The organism is Streptomyces sp. NPDC002754 (assembly GCF_053592315.1).
The window spans coordinates 20,875-37,589 of record NZ_JBSFVM010000007.1 but is presented as its reverse complement, the minus strand read 5'-3'; the positions used below and the strand labels follow the sequence as shown (position 1 = coordinate 37,589).

The 16,715-nt window shown below is 71.5% G+C and carries 13 protein-coding genes; 6 read left to right on the top strand and 7 right to left on the bottom strand.

Annotated elements, in window-relative coordinates; all coding sequences use genetic code 11:
* Positions 1 to 1,122, bottom strand: a complete 1,122-nt coding sequence (gene recA / locus ACWD2L_RS17335) for a recombinase RecA (protein WP_351332948.1) — start codon at positions 1,120 to 1,122, stop codon at positions 1 to 3.
* Positions 1,123 to 1,366: 244 nt separating this feature from the next.
* On the opposite strand from recA, the gene ACWD2L_RS17330 reads away from it, so the two are divergent.
* Positions 1,367 to 2,281, top strand: coding sequence for an aminoglycoside phosphotransferase family protein (locus ACWD2L_RS17330; protein WP_351332945.1), 915 nt, complete (start codon positions 1,367 to 1,369; stop codon positions 2,279 to 2,281).
* Positions 2,282 to 2,363: 82 nt separating this feature from the next.
* Entirely contained in the window at positions 2,364 to 3,128 is a 765-nt protein-coding gene (locus ACWD2L_RS17325) for a hypothetical protein (RefSeq protein ID WP_351332942.1), read from the top strand.
* Between the two features lie 6 nt (positions 3,129 to 3,134).
* On the opposite strand, the gene ACWD2L_RS17320 is transcribed toward ACWD2L_RS17325, so the two are convergent.
* Entirely contained in the window at positions 3,135 to 4,370 is a 1,236-nt protein-coding gene (locus ACWD2L_RS17320) for an AI-2E family transporter (RefSeq protein ID WP_351332939.1), read from the bottom strand.
* A 57-nt stretch (positions 4,371 to 4,427) separates the two neighbouring features.
* Complete coding sequence (locus ACWD2L_RS17315; RefSeq protein ID WP_351332936.1) at positions 4,428 to 4,622, bottom strand: DUF3046 domain-containing protein; 195 nt, start codon at positions 4,620 to 4,622, stop codon at positions 4,428 to 4,430.
* 79 nt (positions 4,623 to 4,701) lie between these two features.
* Between ACWD2L_RS17315 and ACWD2L_RS17310 the strand changes: the two genes are divergently transcribed.
* The gene (locus ACWD2L_RS17310; RefSeq protein ID WP_351332933.1) at positions 4,702 to 5,652 is read left to right on the top strand and encodes a hypothetical protein; all 951 of its coding nucleotides are present in this window, start codon (positions 4,702 to 4,704) and stop codon (positions 5,650 to 5,652) included.
* Positions 5,653 to 5,698: 46 nt separating this feature from the next.
* On the opposite strand, the gene ACWD2L_RS17305 is transcribed toward ACWD2L_RS17310, so the two are convergent.
* A complete protein-coding gene (locus tag ACWD2L_RS17305; RefSeq protein ID WP_351332930.1) occupies positions 5,699 to 6,877 on the bottom strand; it encodes a PucR family transcriptional regulator in 1,179 nt (392 codons plus the stop codon).
* 157 nt (positions 6,878 to 7,034) lie between these two features.
* Here ACWD2L_RS17305 and ACWD2L_RS17300 point away from each other — a divergent pair, with 157 nt between their 5' ends.
* Positions 7,035 to 8,453: an alkyl sulfatase dimerization domain-containing protein gene (locus ACWD2L_RS17300; RefSeq protein WP_351332927.1), complete on the top strand. Its 1,419-nt coding sequence runs from the start codon at positions 7,035 to 7,037 to the stop codon at positions 8,451 to 8,453.
* The gene (locus ACWD2L_RS17295) at positions 8,453 to 9,742 is read left to right on the top strand and encodes an MFS transporter (protein ID WP_351332924.1); all 1,290 of its coding nucleotides are present in this window, start codon (positions 8,453 to 8,455) and stop codon (positions 9,740 to 9,742) included. The genes ACWD2L_RS17300 and ACWD2L_RS17295 overlap by 1 nt, the downstream gene beginning before the upstream one ends.
* On the opposite strand, the gene ACWD2L_RS17290 is transcribed toward ACWD2L_RS17295, so the two are convergent.
* The 3 genes from ACWD2L_RS17290 to ACWD2L_RS17280 are packed head-to-tail and all read right to left on the bottom strand — an operon-like array spanning position 9,732 to position 11,757.
* Positions 9,732 to 10,040: an AzlD domain-containing protein gene (locus tag ACWD2L_RS17290; protein WP_351332921.1), complete on the bottom strand. Its 309-nt coding sequence runs from the start codon at positions 10,038 to 10,040 to the stop codon at positions 9,732 to 9,734. The two genes, ACWD2L_RS17295 and ACWD2L_RS17290, sit on opposite strands and share 11 nt — an antisense overlap.
* Positions 10,037 to 10,807, bottom strand: coding sequence for an AzlC family ABC transporter permease (locus ACWD2L_RS17285; protein ID WP_351332918.1), 771 nt, complete (start codon positions 10,805 to 10,807; stop codon positions 10,037 to 10,039). Before ACWD2L_RS17285 ends, ACWD2L_RS17290 begins: the two co-directional genes overlap by 4 nt.
* On the bottom strand, positions 10,738 to 11,757 hold the full coding sequence (locus ACWD2L_RS17280; protein WP_351332915.1) for an AraC family transcriptional regulator: 1,020 nt from the start codon (positions 11,755 to 11,757) through the stop codon (positions 10,738 to 10,740). Before ACWD2L_RS17280 ends, ACWD2L_RS17285 begins: the two co-directional genes overlap by 70 nt.
* An 88-nt stretch (positions 11,758 to 11,845) precedes the next feature.
* On the opposite strand from ACWD2L_RS17280, the gene ACWD2L_RS17275 reads away from it, so the two are divergent.
* Complete coding sequence (locus tag ACWD2L_RS17275; protein ID WP_351332912.1) at positions 11,846 to 16,696, top strand: ATP-dependent helicase; 4,851 nt, start codon at positions 11,846 to 11,848, stop codon at positions 16,694 to 16,696.
* The last annotated feature ends 19 nt before the right edge of the window (positions 16,697 to 16,715 follow it).

The following is a 16,715-nucleotide window of genomic DNA, read 5'->3' as shown; positions in this document are numbered from 1 at the left end:
CTAGCTCTTGGCCGCCGCGGCCTTGGACTTGGCTGCCTTGGGCGCGGGGACCGTCTTGGCCGCGTCCTCGGCAGGGGCGGCCGTCTCCGCCGCGTCCGCGCTCGGCTCGCTGCCGGGCTCCACCGGGCGGACACCGACGCCCAGCTTCTCCTTGATCTTCTTCTCGATCTCGTTGGCCAGGTCGGGGTTGTCCTTCAGGAAGTTGCGGGCGTTCTCCTTGCCCTGGCCGAGCTGATCGCCCTCGTATGTGAACCAGGCGCCGGCCTTGCGCACGAAGCCGTGCTCCACGCCCATGTCGATCAGGCCGCCCTCGCGGGAGATGCCGTGCCCGTAGAGGATGTCGAACTCGGCCTGCTTGAAGGGCGGCGCGACCTTGTTCTTGACGACCTTGCAGCGGGTGCGGTTACCGACCGCGTCCGTGCCGTCCTTCAGGGTCTCGATACGACGGATGTCGATACGCACCGAGGCGTAGAACTTCAGCGCGCGGCCACCGGTCGTGGTCTCCGGCGAGCCGAACATGACGCCGATCTTCTCGCGCAGCTGGTTAATGAAGATCGCGGTGGTCTTCGACTGGTTGAGCGCGCTGGTGATCTTCCGGAGCGCCTGGCTCATCAGGCGGGCCTGCAGACCCACGTGCGAGTCGCCCATCTCACCCTCGATCTCCGCGCGCGGCACGAGCGCGGCGACGGAGTCGATGACGATCAGGTCGAGGGCGCCGGAGCGGACCAGCATGTCGACGATCTCGAGGGCCTGCTCGCCGTTGTCCGGCTGGGACAGGAGCAGGTTGTCGATGTCGACGCCGAGCTTCTTGGCGTACTCGGGGTCGAGCGCGTGCTCGGCGTCCACGAAGGCCACCTGGCCGCCGGCCTTCTGTGCGTTGGCCACGGCATGCAGGGTCAGGGTCGTCTTACCGGAGGCTTCCGGCCCGTACACCTCCACCACACGGCCACGCGGAATACCGCCGACGCCGAGCGCGACGTCGAGCGCGGTCGACCCCGTGGGGATGACCTCGATGGGTTCATTCGGCCGCTCGCCCATGCGCATCACTGCGCCCTTGCCGAATTGCCGTTCAATTTGCGCGAGCGCGGCGTCGAGCGCCTTCTCGCGGTCGGTTCCTGCCATGGGTTCCACCCGGTTTGCTTGAGTCGATCGCTTCACGCCAAAGACGCTAACGCCTGCCACTGACAATCGGCCTCGACGCCTGTCTCGCCTGTGGATAACTCGAGGCTCCTCGCCCGGCCACCTTCCCCGAATCCCTTGGAAACACTGGGGGAAAGTGGCTCTGGACACTCCATAAGAATGGATGTTCGATTTCGGTGTCAAGCGCACCACGCGGGCCGGTACGCCTCGGCTACCGTGACTCCGCATGACCAACACAGCGATCGAGATCACCGCAGAGCTGGTCCAGGAGCTGCTCCACGAACAGCACCCCGACCTGGCCGACCGCCCCGTGAGACTCGGCGCCCGCGGATGGGACAACCAGCTGTGGCGGCTCGGCGACGATCTCGCCGTCCGGTTGCCCTGGGCCACCGAGTCGGCGGACGCGCTGCTGCGCAAGGAGCACGCCTGGCTCCCTGCCCTCGCCCCACGTCTTCCCCTGCCCGTTCCTGTCCCCCAGCGCCTCGGTGAGCCCTCCGAGCGGTTTCCCCGCCCCTGGATCGTCACCACCTGGGTGCCGGGCTCACCTGCCGACCGGGCACCCGCCGTCGCCGCCGATTCGGCCGACACCCTGGGAGCCTTCCTGACCGCTCTTCACCGGCCGGCCCCCGAGGGAGCGCCGACCGGCCGCAACCGTGGGGGCCCGCTGGCCGAGCATGCCGAGGGGTTCGCCCAGTACCTCTCGGAGGCCACCGAGCTCGGCCTGATCCCCGACCCGGACGCCGTCCGCGCGGTCTGGGAGGACGCCGCCGGTGCGCCGGACTGGTCGGGCCCGCCGCTGTGGCTCCACGCGGACCTGCATCCGGCGAACGTCCTCACCAGGGACGACACCTTCTGCGGTGTGATCGACTTCGGTGACCTCTGCGTAGGCGATCCGGCCTGCGATCTGGCCGCCGCCTGGTTGCTGCTGCCGGACGGCTCCACCGAACGCTTCCACGACGCCTATCGGCCGGCCCTCGACGCCGCCACCCTGCGCCGCGCCCGCGGCTGGGCGGTCATGAAGGCCCTGGTCTGCATCATCATCGGGCACGCCGGCGACCACGGCCTCCCCGGCGGCAAACCCACCTGGGGGCCGCCCGGCCACGCCTCGCTGCGCCGCCTGGTCGCGTCGGCCGCGCGCTGACACACGCGTACTCCCCGCGTCGTACGGCGAGTGTCTTCAGCCGGACGACGACCACAGGGGCCCATGTGACGAGCCTTGTCCCATGGCCACCCACGCGAACCGAGCTCCGGCCCGCCGACCCGCCGAGCGCGTTTGCTACGCGACCGGCGCGGCCCTGGTCGTGTCCGGTCTCCTGCACCTCGTCGTCTTCGAAGTCGACGGCGGCCCCTGGAACGGGCCGGTCTCCTGGCGCAAGCCCATCACCTTCGGGCTCTCCTTCGGCCTGACCCTCATGGCCATCACCTGGGTGACCTCGCACCTCAAGGTCAGTGCCCGGGTGCGCGACACCCTGCTCGTGGTGTTCGCCGCGGACTGTGTCCTGGAGGTCGCCGGAATCACCCTTCAGGCATGGCGCAAAGTGCCGTCGCACCTCGACATGGAGACGGCCTTCGACAGTGTCGTCTCCATGTCCCTCGCGGTGGGCGGCGGCATCCTGGTGGCACTCCTGACCTCCTTCGCCGTCGTGTCCCTCAGGAAGCGGCCGAGCGGCCCCACAGGGATGCCCCTCGCCGTGCGCACCGGGTTCGCCGTCCTTCTGGTGGCTCTCGCGTCCGGCGCGGCGATGATCGCGCGCGGTGTCGTCCTGACGCGGACCGGGCACCAGGAGGCGGCCTACCACTCGACGGCCGCCCTCAAGCCGCTGCACGGTGTCAGCCTGCACGCCGTGCTGGTACTCCCCGCCGTCGCCTGGCTGATGTCGCGCACGTCCTGGAGCGACCGCCTCAAGATGCGCGTCATGTACGCGGCAGTCGGCTGCTACGTGGCCGCCGTCCTCGCGTCCGCGCTCTGGGCGGCCGTCACGTACTGAGCCGGACTACTGGCCCCCGGGATGCGGCTCGTTCGGTTCCTTCACGATGCGCCGCATCCGTGCCAGCAGAGACGCCCCGCGTCTGCGGTGCCCGTGCACGCGCGGGTCGTCGGTGACGTCGTAGCGCTTCACGTACGCCACCAGGAACGCCTGCAGCGTCGCGACGGCCGGAATCGAGATCAGGGCACCGACGGCCCCCAGGAGCGCGGTGCCCGCGATGACCGAACCGAAGGCGACGGCCGGGTGGATGTCCACGGTTTTCGCGGTCAGCTTCGGCTGCAGCACATAGTTCTCGAACTGCTGGTACACGACTACGAAGATGAACACCCACAGCGCGTACCAGGGGTCCACCGTGAAGGCGATCAGCATCGGCAGGGCGCCCGCCAGATACGTGCCGATGGTCGGGATGAACTGCGAGACGAGCCCCACCCACACAGCGAGCACGGGCGCGTACGGGACGCCGAGCGCCGCGAGCAGGATGTAGTGCGCGACCCCGGAGATCAACGCCATGAGGCCACGTGAGTAGAGATACCCGCCGGTCTTGTCGACGGCGATCTCCCAGGCGCGCAGCACCTCGGCCTGCTTGGCGGGCGGCAGGACCGAACACAGCGCACGCCGCAGACGCGGGCCGTCGGCAGCGAAGTAGAACGAGAACAGCAGAATCGTCAGGAGTTGGAACAGCCCGCCGAGTACCTGGGTGGAGACATCCAGGACGCCGGTGGCGCTGTTCTGGACGTACCGCTGGAGCCAGTCCGAGTGCAGCACGCTGTCCTGCACCTCGACCCTGCTGAGTTCAGTGTGGAACGTGTCGTTGACCCAACGGATGAGCTGGTCGAGGTACTTCGGGAAGTCGTCGAACATGTCCACGATCTGGCCCGCGAGCATCGACCCCATGAGCACGACGAAGCCCGCGCTCACGATCATCACGGCCAGAAACACCAGGAACGTGGCGAAGCCCCGGCGCAGCCCGCGCGCCGACATCCTGCTGACCGCGGGCTCCACGGCGAGTGCCAGGAAGAACGCGATCAGTACGTTGATCAACAGCCCGGTCAGCTGGTGGAAGGCCCAATAGCCCAGTTGGAAACAGGCGATGAGGGCCAGAGCGAGCACCATGGCGCGCGGCAGCCAGCGCGGCATCCTCGCGCGTGGGGTCGGCGCCGAGCCCGGCGGCCGCTCGGGCGGCGTAGTGCCGGGCGGCGCGGCGTCGTCCGCCACCTGGAAGGTTTCGTCTGTCGGTGCCACGCTGCCAGTCTCGCCCACGCCGCCGACAATCGTCGGCCGCCCCCGTTCCTTCACCCTTCAGCGCTTCCCGTCCGGTACGTCCATCGCTGTGCACACGACACGCCAGACGTCCTTGGCTTCCCAGCCCGCGTCGAGCGCCTGGTGGACCGTTCGCCCGCCGAGCCCCGCCATTACATGATCGCTCGCAAATGTGTCGGCGTAACCGGATCCGAAGTGATCCGTCATTCGCTGCCAGAAGACCGTCAACCGCATGCGTCCAGTATCCCGCCCCTGAGAGTGCAGCCGTGCTCGGGAGGCTTGTCGAGAACGCTTTCCGTCCTACGGTCGGTGCATGGCCGAAACCGGAGCTTCCCCACTCCCCCCGTCGCCCCCGGCACGCTCCCCGCTCTCCCGTGCCGAGACGTTCATCTGGCTGACCGCACGCGTCCTTGAACAGCGCCGCTTCGTCTATCACTTCCTGGACGGGTCCCCCACCGCGGCCGACTCCGTCGAGACGGCTCTGACCGCGTACCGCAACGATGACGAGGGCTACGGACACGCACTCGAACCGGACCTGCGCGGCCCGGTCAGCCAGCCCCTGCACACCGTGCACGCGCTGCGCGTCCTCGACTCGATCGGGCGATGCTCGGGGCAGCGCGTGGAGCGGTTGTGCCGCTACCTGACCGCCGTCTCCACCCCGGAAGGCGCGCTCCCGGCGGTCCACCCCAGCCAACGCGGCTTTCCCTGCGCCCCGTTCGTCCCTGTGGTGGACGATCCGCCGAGTGAGCTGCTGGCCACCGGGCCCGTCGTAGGCCTGCTGCACCGCAACGAGGTGTGGCACGCCTGGCTGTTCCGGGCCACCGACTTCTGCTGGTCGGCCGTCGAGTCCCTGAAGACGTCCCACCCGTACGAGGTACAGGCCGCGGTCGCCTTCCTGGACAGCGCACCCGACCGCCCGCGCGCCCGGGTCGCCGCCGACCGCCTCGGCCGCCTCGTGCGCGAGCAGCGGCTCGTGGTGCTCGATCCGGAGCGCAGGGAGGACTACCCGGTCGCGCCCGGCTACGCCCCGGACGAGCACCACTTCCCGTACGACTTCGCCAAGGCGCCCGAGTCGCTGGCCCGCTCCTGGTTCACCGACGAGGAGATGGCCAGTTCGCTCGACCATCTGGTGAGCGAGCAACAGGAGGATGGTGGTTGGCCGATGAATTGGCGACAGTGGGCGCCGACGATCGTCATGGAGGCACGCCCCATGGTGACCATCGACGCACTGCGCACGCTGCGCGCTTACGGACGTCCCTTGTAGTGCCACCGTTGTCGTGCCGCGGTCCTCTGTAGTGTCGCGTTCCCCCTCAGTGATCCGCGTCGCGCAGGAGCAGCGCCGCGATGGCCAGGGCCGAGCCGCGGGGTGAGGACAGTTCGATGCCGGTCCACTCGGCGATCTTTGCCAACCGGTTGTCGACCGTGTTCGGGTGCAGCCCGAGCGCTTCCGCGGTGGCCCTGCGGTCCTGTTGGTGGGTCAGATGCGTGCGGAGCGTCTCCAGGAGTTCGGGCCGCTCGGCGACAGGATCGAGGAGGGCGGCGATGAGGTGGCTGCTCTCGTTGCGCCGGGAGAGGTGGTACTCGAGCAGGACGTCGTCCAGACGGTGCAGACCCGGTGGCAGGCCGCACACGCGCGTGATGCGCAGGACCTCGGTCGCGGTACGGGCCGCGTCGGGTATGAGCTCGGGGCCGCCCGCCCGCACCGCGGCCACCCGTACGGGCAGGCCGCTCGCCCGGCTGAGGTGGTGCGGCAGGTCGTCGGGCGGAGGGCGGTCCTTCGGGACGACGACCCGTCCCCCGCCGCCGTCCAGGAGGGCGAGCACAGGCGCACCGAAGGTGCGGTCCAGAACGCTCTGGATACGGCGCAGCCGGCGGCGTACCGCGACGGGCTCCTCCGAGGGCGCCGCGTCCGTGCCGAGCGCAAGCACATGGGCGGGTCCCGTGAGCCGTAGCTGGTCGAGCAGCACGTGTCCGGGCGGGAGCATCCCGTCGAGCAGCCCGCGCACCAACGACCGCTGCTGCGCGTGCTGTTCGGCCTCAAGGGCGGACCGTTCGTCCAGGTACGTCTCGGCGACCGAGCCGACGACTCCGGGCTGCGCCCGCAGCAGGAGGTCGACGAGTTCGACGAGGGCCGCCTCGTCGCCGGGCTCCGCCGCTTCACGCAGGGCCCGCCACAGGACGTAGGAGCCGAGCGCGTGCGTGCGCAGCAGTAGGTGCAGCGGCATGCCCTCCTCGGCGCGCTGAGCGGCCCTCTCGCGGAACAGCCGGTGGCCTCCGGGCTGCTGCGTGTCCGGGTCGCCGACGTGGCGCAGGAACAGCCGTACGCCGTAGCGCGCGGTCGCCGCGACCTCCAGGTCCTTCACGTCGTCCGGCAGCTCCGCGTAGCCGGGGAGTTCCTCGAAGGCATCCCTGGCCATGCGCCGCGCCAGTTCGTTGACGCGCGGCTCGCAGCGTGCGGCGAGAGAACGCGCTTCCGGGGACAACGGCACGGGACCTCCACCGATATCGGCTACAGGGCGCCCCATTGTGACGCGTCACAGCGCTGAGACAATCGGGATGTGACGCCAAGCGCTGTTCCGGGCCTTCTTGTGCGCCTTGACTCGGGGAACGCCGAAAGATCGCCCCGTACCCGGAGGAGCCGCACCCATGACCGAGCACAACCCCGCACCGGAGACGACCTCGCCGGAGCCGGTGGACTACAAGCCGGTGGATTACGCCGCTTACGCGGACCGGGTCTGGCAGGGGTCCGAGACGCTGCTTCCGCATCTCTCGGGCGCCTACACGGCGGACGAACTGGTGCGGCTGAGCCCACGGGTGGGTTTCTTCCCCGCCTTCGCCAACGTGACTGTCTTCGACACCGGTGACGGTGCGGTGCTCGTCGATTCGGGCGACTTCCGTACTGCGGCGCAACTGCACACGGCGGTCAAGGGATTCGGGGCGGGCCCGGTGCACTCCGTGGTCTACACGCACGGGCACGTGGACCATGTCTTCGGAGTGTTCCCCTTCGACAAGGAGGCGGCGGAAAGCGGCGCCGCACGCCCCGAGGTGGTGGCGCACGAGGCTGTGTCGGCCCGGTTCGACCGCTACATACGGACGGCCGGCTACAACTCGTGGATCAACCGGCGGCAGTTCGGCGTGCCCACCTTGGAATGGCCCACCACGTACCGCTACCCGGACACCGTCTACCGGGACCGGCTGACATTCCGCCGCGGCGAGCTGACCTTCGAACTCGTCCACGCGCGCGGGGAGACCGACGACCACACCTACGTATGGGTGCCGGAACTCAAGGCCCTGTGCACGGGCGATCTGTTCATCTGGAACACGCCGAACGCGGGCAATCCGCAGAAGGTGCAGCGCTACCCCGAGGACTGGGCGCGGGCCCTGCGCTCCATGCAGGAGCTGGGCGCGGAGCTGCTGCTGCCGGGGCACGGCGTTCCCATCATGGGCGTCGAACGCGTGAACCGCGCCCTGGACGACACCGCGCGCTTCTTGGAGTCGCTCTGCGAGCAGACGCGGGAGCTGATGAACGCGGGTCACCGGCTCGACACGGTCATTCACGAGGTGAAGGTCCCCGAAGACCTCCTGTCCCGCCCGTACCTCCACCCCGCCTATGACGAGCCGGAGTTCGTCGTCCGGAACCTGTGGCGCCTGTGGGGCGGCTGGTACGACCAGAACCCGGCCCACCTCAAGCCCGCGCCGGAGGCGGCCGTCGCGGCCGAGTACGCGCGCGCGGCGGGCGGCGCCGCGGCACTGTCCGAGCGGGCACGGGAGTTGCTCGCTGCGGGCGACACGCGGCTCGCCTCGCACCTGGCGGAGACGGCGGCCCTGGCGGCCCCCACGGATCCCGAAGTGGCACGCACGCGTGCCGAGGTGTACGCGCAGCGGGCGGGCAAGGAGACCTCGACCATGGCGCGCGGGGTCTTCTCCTGGGCGGCCGCAGAGTCCGCCGCGGTCGTCGAAGGCACGGATGTCGCCACGGAGTTGACGCGTTCCCCCGAGGGCCGCAAGCGGGCCGAGGGCTCGATCAGCGTCGGCGTGGTCGACGACGAGGACGGCTGCTGCTGATGCGCGGAGCTTGGCGTACCACGTGGCTGCTGCTCGCCTTCATGGTGGTGAACTTCGCGGACAAGGCGGTCCTGGGGCTCGCGGGTCCCGAGATCCGGGCGGACTTCGGCATCAGCCGCCAGGAGTTCGGCACCGCGCAGTCCGCGTTCTTCGCGCTGTTCTCGGTCGCGGCCCTCGGCGTCTCGGCCCTCACGAAGCGGGTGCGTACGACGCCGTTGCTCCTGGGGCTCGCCCTGCTGTGGTCGGCGGCACAGCTGCCGATGCTGTGGGGCGCGGCGGGCTTCGGCGCGCTGGTGGTCACGCGCGTCCTTCTGGGCGCCGCCGAGGGGCCGGCGTCGCCGGTGGCGATGCATCACGTGCACGGCTGGTTTCCGCAGCGCGAGCGGGCGCTGCCGACCGCGCTGCTGCTCGTCGGTGCCGCGGCCGGGGTCGCGGTGGCCGCGCCCGCACTGAGCTGGGTGATCGTCCACTGGGGCTGGCGCTGGTCGTTCGGCGCGGTGGGCCTGGTTGGCCTTGTCTGGGCGGCGGCGTGGCTCCTGTGGGGCAAGGAGGGCCCCCTGGCCCCGAGCCTCGGCAAACAGGCGGGAGGGACGCCACAGGACAGCCTCACGGTGCCGCTGCGCCGTGTCCTGTTGTCGCCCACATTCCTGACCGCGGCCTTCGGTTCGTTCGCCGCGTACTGGTCGATGAGTGCGACGCTCACGTGGGCGCCGGACTACATGGAGAACGTCATGGGTTGGGATCTGCACCAGGCGAGCACCATGGTCGGCGCGGGCGCCGTCGCTCACGGTGTCATCCTCCTGGCGCACGGCCTGCTCGCCCGGCGCTCCGCCCTGAAGGGCACGTCTCCCCGCTTCCCCGTAGGTGCGGGTGCGGGCCTCCTGGTCGCGGTCTCGGGCTGCGCGACCGCGCTGTTCGGCCTGTCCGACTCGCAGGCCGTGAAGGTACCGATGATGCTGGGGCCGATGGCACTCGCCATGGTGATGCTCACGGTTGCGGCGACAGCCTGCTCCCGTATCGTGCCCCCGATCCAACGAGGCACGGTCCTGGGCGTATTGACGTGTGTGTACGCCCTCGGGGGCATCGTCTCGCCGCTCGTCCTGGGGCGCCTGGTGGACGGCGCTGCCACCGTGTCGGCAGGCTATGAACACGGCTGGCTGCTGACCGCGGCCCTCCTGGTGACGGGTGGTGTCCTCGCGGCCGTCTTCTGCCGCCCCGAGCGCACGGCGGCGCAGCTCGGCGTCCCTGAGGCCCCGGCCGCCCTCCCCGCGCACCAGGTCACCCCGTAAGTGCCCGCACCCCCGCGGTGACCACCACGGCCGCCGCGACCACCACCAGGAACGGGGCCCGCAGCACGAGCGCGACGGCGGCCGCGGCGAGCCCGGCCGCCCTGGCGTCCAGGACGAGCACGCGTCCGTCCGCGAATGTCTGCTGGGCCGTGAGGGCGGCCAGCAGAGCGACCGGGAGCAGCACTGAAAGACGCTTCACCACGGGTCGTTCCAGGGCGCCCGCGGGCACCAGCAGACCGATCAGTTTCACGGCGTAGCAGCCGACCGCGGTGACCGCGATGGCGATCCAGAAGTTCAACGGTCTTCTCCTTGTCGTGCATTGGACGCCACGGTGCGGCGGCGCCCCTCTACGTAGAGCACGGCCGGGGCCGCCAGGGCGGCCACGAGCACCGGCACCCCGGCAGGCAGCACGGGAAGCAGGCCGAGCATCAGGACCACGGCGAGGGCGGCGACGGCCCGCTCCGTGGTGGACTTCAGCATCGGCGCGAGCAGCGCCAGGAACACCGCGGGCCCGGCCGCGTCGAGCCCCCACGCATCGGTGTCGCCGATGGCCGAGGCGCCCAGGGCGCCGAGCAGCGTGGTGAGGTTCCACAGCACGTACAGGGTCAGTCCTGTGACGGTGAAACCGAGCCGCACGCTGCGCCGCGTCGGTTGCGCCAGCGCGACGGCCGACGTCTCGTCGATGACCCAGTGCGCGGCGAACGGCCGCACCGCGCGCGGGAGAGCCAGCAGCTGGGACAGGCGCAGCCCGTAGAACGCGTTGCGCACGCCCAGGAAGAACGCTCCCGCGGCGGCGGTGAGCGGGTTGCCGCCGGCCGCGAGCGCCCCGACGAGCGCGAACTGCGACGCCCCAGTGAAGACAAGGAGGCTGAGCGCGCAGGTCTGCAGCACGCTGAGTCCGCTCCCCGCCGAGGTCACCCCAAAGGCGAATCCGGAGAGGCCCACGGCGACGCCGACACCGAGCGCGTCACGGACGACGGCAGAGTCCGGCTTGGCTACCGCGCCGACCCGCCCGGATTCGGACCGGGACTCCCACTCGGCCTCGGATGCCTCGGACCCGAGCAAGCGCTCGGTCGACTGCTCGGACTCGGGAGGGCCGGCCTCGGCTCCACGTATGTCTGGGGATGTTGTCCTGTCTGCCACGCCTCGCACGGTACGAGGAGGGACGGGTCCTGTTCTTGTACGTTCTTGCGCTCGCGCTGGTACGCGCCCGGCGGCACCCCGACGATCCGGGTGAAGTGCCGGTTCAGGTGCGGCTGGTCGGTGAAGCCGAGGGCCACGGCGGCATCGGCCGGCGCCGTCCCCGCCTCCAGGAGCCGCCGTGCCACGCGCACCCGCGCGTTGGTGAGCCAGGTGTGCGGCGGCATTCCGTACGCGTCACGAAAGGCCCGCAGCAGCGCGAAGGGGCTGGTTCCGAGCTCGGCCGCGAGGGCTTCCAGGGACGGCGGGTCCGCGAGACGCTCTTCGAGGAGCTCGCGTGCGCGGTCCACGGCCGTGGCCCCCGCGGACCGCCGGGGTCGCACGGTGAGGGAGGTCCCATGGGCCCGGAGCAGCCGGGCGAGCACGACCCTGAGAAGGCTGTCGGCGGCCAGCGCGTTGCCCTGCTCCGCCGCCCTGTGCACCTCGTTGATCATCTGCGAGGCCTGTGGGTCGGCGACCATCCGCTCACCGAAGACCGTGGTGCCGCGCCCGGTGCCGGTCTCCGCGGCGATCTCGGCGATGACCTCGGCGGAGGGGTAGAGCGTGGCGTACGCCCAACCGTCGGGGCCGCCCGCCCGCGCCGTGTGCGCCACTTCCGGATTGAGCATGACGACGGTCCCGGGGCCCGCGTGCAAGGTCCCGTCGGGCAGGCCGATGGCCTCGACCCCTCGTGTGACCGCGCCGATCACGAAGCCGTCGTGGCTGTGGCGCGGGAAGGTGTGCCGGACATAGCGGGCCCGCAGCAGATCGAGGCCCGGCAGCCGCTCATAGCGCCAGTGCCGCGCCCATTCGCCCTTTCCCGCTGTCCGTGCCATGACCCCATTCTGCGTCAGGGCGCCTGCGATGAACCACCAGTTTCCGCAGGTCACCGCCGTTGTCAGTGGCGGGGTGCAGGATGGGGGCATGGTCAGGTCCAGGCAAGAGGCCCACAGCGCCTCGCAGGCCCTCAGCGGCTTCTCCCCCGCGACCCGCGGCTGGTTCACGGGCGCCTTCTCCGCGCCCACAGCCGCGCAGGCCGGGGCGTGGAAGGCGATCGGCGAGGGTTCGGACGTGCTGGTCGTCGCGCCCACCGGATCGGGCAAGACGCTCGCCGCGTTCCTCGCGGCGCTCGACCAGCTGGCGTCGACACCTCCGCCGGCCGACCCTAAGAAGCGCTGCCGGGTCCTGTACGTGTCCCCGATGAAGGCCCTCGCGGTGGACGTGGAGCGCAACCTGCGCAGCCCGCTCACGGGAATCCGCCAGGAGGCCGTCCGCCTGGGGCTGCCCGAGCCCGAGGTGAAGGTCGGCATCCGCTCCGGCGACACCCCGCCGGCCGAGCGCCGCGCGCTCGCCACGCGCCCGCCGGACATCCTCATCACGACGCCGGAGTCGCTGTTCCTGATGCTCACGTCGGCCACGCGCGAAGCGCTGGTGGGCATCGACACGGTGATTCTGGACGAGGTGCACGCGGTGGCGGGCACCAAGCGCGGCGCCCACCTGGCCCTCTCCCTGGAGCGGCTCGACGAGCTGCTGCCCCGCGCGGCCCGCCGCATCGGCCTGTCCGCGACGGTCCGGCCGGTCGACGAGGTGGCGCGTTATCTCTCGCCGCAGCGCCGGGTGGAGGTCGTCCAGCCGCCGTCCGGCAAGGAGTTCGACCTGTCGGTGGTCGTCCCGGTCGAGGACCTGGGAGAGCTGGGCGGCTCGCCGGTCGCCGACGCCGGGGGCCAGGGAGCCGAGCGCCCCTCGATCTGGCCCTCCGTGGAGGAGCGGATCACTGACCTGATCGAGGCCCATCGCTCGACCATCGTGTTCGCCAACTCCCGCCGTCTCGCCGAGCGATTGTGCAACCGTCTGAACGAGATCGCCTACGAGCGCGCCACCGGCGAGCCTCTTCCCGAGGATCACTCCCCGGCCGAGTTGATGGCGGAATCCGGCGCCGCGAAGGGCGCTCCCCCGGTCATCGCGCGTGCCCACCACGGCTCGGTCTCCAAGGAGCAGCGTGCGCTGGTCGAGGAGGACCTGAAGGCGGGCCGGCTCCCCGCCGTGGTCGCCACGTCGAGCCTGGAGCTGGGCATCGACATGGGCGCGGTCGACCTCGTCGTCCAGGTGGAGTCGCCCCCGTCCGTCGCGTCGGGGCTGCAGCGCGTGGGCCGTGCGGGACACCAGGTGGGCGCGGTTTCCACGGGGGTCGTGTTCCCGAAGTACCGCGGTGACCTGGTGCAGTCGGCGGTCGTGACCGAGCGCATGCGCTCAGGCGCCATCGAAGCTCTGCGCCTCCCGGCGAACCCCTTGGATGTGCTCGCGCAGCAGTTGGTCGCGATGACGGCCCTGGACACCTGGCAGGTCGACGATCTGCTGGCGCTGGCCCGCCGCGCCGCCCCGTTCGCCTCACTGCCCGAGTCCGCGTTCACAGGCGTGCTCGACATGCTGGCGGGCCGCTACCCCTCCGACGCCTTCGCCGAGCTGCGGCCGCGCGTCGTCTGGGACCGCGTCGCCGGCACCGTCACGGGCCGCCCCGGAGCGCAGCGCCTCGCCGTCACCTCCGGAGGCACGATTCCCGACCGCGGTCTCTTCGGAGTCTTCCTCGCGGGAGCCGACCCGAAGAAGGGCGGCGGCCGCGTCGGAGAGCTCGACGAGGAGATGGTCTACGAGTCCCGGGTCGGGGACGTGTTCACGCTCGGCACCAGCTCCTGGCGCATCGAGGACATCACGCGCGACCGTGTCCTCGTCTCGCCCGCCCCGGGCGTCCCCGGCCGCCTCCCGTTCTGGAAGGGCGACCAGCTGGGCCGCCCGCTCGAGCTGGGCCGTGCGCTGGGCGCGTTCCTGCGCGAGGTCGGCTCCCAGAAGCCCGACGACGCGCGCGTGCGCCTCACAGCGGCGGGACTCGACGAGTGGGCCGCGAACAACGTCCTGTCGTATCTCGCCGAACAGCGCGAGGCCTGCGGCCACATCCCCGACGACCGCACGATCGTGGTCGAGCGCTTCCGGGACGAGCTGGGTGACTGGCGCGTCGTCGTCCACTCCCCGTTCGGGGCCCAGGTGCACGCTCCGTGGGCGCTGGCCCTCGGCGCCCGGCTCAGCGAGAAGTACGGCATGGACGCCCAGGTGATGCATGCCGACGACGGCATCGTGCTGCGCCTCCCGGACGCCGATCTGATGGGCCTGGACCTCCTGGACCAGGAACCCGCCAAGCCGGGTATGGAGTACGACGACGAGCAGGCCCCCATCGGAGCGGCCGACGTCGCCTTCGACAAGGGTGACGTGGACCAGATCGTCACCGACCAGGTGGGCGGCTCCGCCCTGTTCGCCTCACGTTTCCGCGAGTGCGCCGCCCGCGCGCTGCTGCTGCCCCGCCGCAGCCCCGGCAAGCGCACCCCGCTGTGGCAGCAGCGCCAGCGAGCGTCCCAACTGCTGCAGGTGGCGAGCGAGTTCGGTTCGTTCCCCATCGTCCTGGAAGCGATCCGCGAGTGCCTTCAGGACGTCTTCGACGTTCCGGGACTCGCCGAGCTGATGGGCGACATCGAGTCCCGCAAGGTCCGCCTCGTCGAGGTCACCACCCCGGAGGCCTCCCCCTTCGCCCGCTCACTGCTGTTCGGATACGTGGCGCAGTTCCTGTACGAGGGCGACTCACCGCTGGCCGAGCGCCGCGCGGCCGCGCTGTCCCTGGACTCCCGCCTGCTCGCCGAGCTCCTCGGCCAGGCCGAGCTGCGCGAGCTGCTCGACGCCGAGGTCCTCACCGACCTGGAACAGGAGCTGCAGTGGCGCACGGAGGACCGTCGCGTCAAGGACGCCGAAGGCGTCGCGGATCTGCTTCGCATCCTCGGACCGCTCAAGGACGAGGAATTGACCGAGCGGGGCGCCGAGACCGGCTGGGCCGAGAGCCTGGCGGGCGCCCGGCGCGCCATTCGCGTACGGATCGCGGGCACCGAGCACTGGGCGGCGATCGAGGACGCGGGCCGCCTGCGCGACGCCCTGGGCACGGCGCTTCCGGTCGGCGTCCCCGAAGCCTTCACCGAGCCGGTCAAGGACCCTCTCGGCGACCTCCTGGCCCGCTACGCCCGCACACACGGCCCGTTCACCTCCACGCAGGCAGCGGCCCGCTTCGGCCTCGGCGCCGCGGTCACGGAGGGCGCGCTCCAGCGCCTGGCCGCCAACGGCCGGGTCGTCCAGGGCGAGTTCCACCCGGCGGGCATCGGCCAGGAGTGGTGCGATGCCACGGTCCTGCGCAGGCTGCGCCGCCGCTCACTGGCCGCGCTGCGCCATGAGCTGGAGCCGGTGCCGCCCGCGGCGCTCGCCCAGTTCCTGCCCCAGTGGCAGCACGTGGGCGGGCACGGCCTGCGCGGGGTCGACGGGCTGGTCCGGGCGGTCGAACAGCTCCAGGGCGCCTCGGTGCCCGCCTCCGCCCTGGAGAAGCTCGTCCTGCCCTCACGCGTCTCCGGCTACGCGCCCGCACTCCTCGACGAACTCACGGCGTCCGGCGAGGTCTTGTGGGCTGGCGCCGGCTCGCTGCCCGGCAAGGACGGCTGGGTCAGCCTCTACCTCGCCGATACGGCCCCGCTGCTCCTTCCGTCCCCGCATCCCTTGGAGCTCACGCCGCTCCATCAGTCGGTCCTGGACGCGCTCTCCGGCGGCTACGGCCTGTTCTTCCGCCAGATCGCCGACCAGGTCCGCGCCACGCCCCTCCCTCAAGGCCTCGAGGGCCAGCGAGGCACCCCCTTCGAGGTCACCGATCCCCAACTGGCCGACGCCCTCTGGGAGCTGGCCTGGTCGGGCCGCCTCACAAACGACACACTGGCCCCGATGCGCGCCGTCCTCGGCTCCGGGCGCACCGCCGGCTCCACCGCGCACCGGGCGCGCAGAGCCGTGCCGCGCGGCCGCTACGGAGGCATCACCGCGGGGGCCCGTCCCACGTCACGCACCGGCCCGCCCACAGTCGCGGGACGCTGGTCACTGCTGCCCGACCAGGAGCCCGACCCGACCATGCGCGCCCACACCCTGGCCCGCACGCTCCTCGACCGCCACGGAGTGGTCACCCGGGGAGCGGTGGCCGCCGAAGGCGTCCAGGGCGGGTTCTCGGCGACGTACCGGGTGCTGTCCGTCTTCGAGGAGAGCGGCCAGGCACGGCGTGGCTACGTGGTGGAGGGTCTCGGCGCGGCGCAGTTCGCCATGGACGGCGCCGTGGACCGCCTGCGCGCGGCAGCGAACGCGCAGGAGCGCGGCGCCGCTCCCCCGGATCCGTACGCCCCGGTCGACGCCCCCGCCGGCAAGGGCAGGACCGCCGCGCCCCGCGCCCTCGTCCTGGCGGCGGCCGATCCGGCCAACGCGTACGGGGCCGCTCTGCCCTGGCCCGATCCCCCCGCCGGCGCGGGCCAGAAGCCCGGGCACAAGCCGGGACGCAAGGCAGGCTCCCTGGTGGTCCTGGTCGACGGCGAGCTGACGCTCTACATGGAGCGGGGTGGCAAGACCCTCCTGGCCTGGTCCGCGTCCGACCCGGCCCACACCTCCCCGGACCCCACCACCTCTGCTTCCGAAGCGGCTGGGACCACGACCGGGGCGCGCACTCCGAGCCCTGCCCTCACCCCCGCCCAGCTCGCGGAGGAGCCCCGCATGCCCGCCGCGGCGCAGGCACTCGCCGAAGCCGCCCGCTCGGGCGTCCTCGGCACGATCACGGTCGAGCGCGTCAACGCGGAATCCGCGCTCACGTCCCCGTATGCCCCTCTCCTGGAAGGAGCCGGATTCCACGCGACACCGCGCGGCCTGCGCCTGCGCGCCTGACGGTGACGCCCGCCCGAGC

Excerpts from the sequence above, each read along its gene's own strand:
- recA (WP_351332948.1), bottom strand. The coding sequence starts at position 1,122 with ATGGCAGGAACCGACCGCGAGAAGGCGCTCGACGCCGCGCTCGCGCAA.
- ACWD2L_RS17330 (WP_351332945.1), top strand. The coding sequence starts at position 1,367 with ATGACCAACACAGCGATCGAGATCACCGCAGAGCTGGTCCAGGAGCTG.
- ACWD2L_RS17325 (WP_351332942.1), top strand. The coding sequence starts at position 2,364 with ATGGCCACCCACGCGAACCGAGCTCCGGCCCGCCGACCCGCCGAGCGC.
- ACWD2L_RS17315 (WP_351332936.1), bottom strand. The coding sequence starts at position 4,622 with ATGCGGTTGACGGTCTTCTGGCAGCGAATGACGGATCACTTCGGATCC.
- ACWD2L_RS17310 (WP_351332933.1), top strand. The coding sequence starts at position 4,702 with ATGGCCGAAACCGGAGCTTCCCCACTCCCCCCGTCGCCCCCGGCACGC.
- ACWD2L_RS17300 (WP_351332927.1), top strand. The coding sequence starts at position 7,035 with ATGACCGAGCACAACCCCGCACCGGAGACGACCTCGCCGGAGCCGGTG.
- ACWD2L_RS17295 (WP_351332924.1), top strand. The coding sequence starts at position 8,453 with ATGCGCGGAGCTTGGCGTACCACGTGGCTGCTGCTCGCCTTCATGGTG.
- ACWD2L_RS17280 (WP_351332915.1), bottom strand. The coding sequence starts at position 11,757 with ATGGCACGGACAGCGGGAAAGGGCGAATGGGCGCGGCACTGGCGCTAT.
- ACWD2L_RS17275 (WP_351332912.1), top strand. The coding sequence starts at position 11,846 with ATGGTCAGGTCCAGGCAAGAGGCCCACAGCGCCTCGCAGGCCCTCAGC.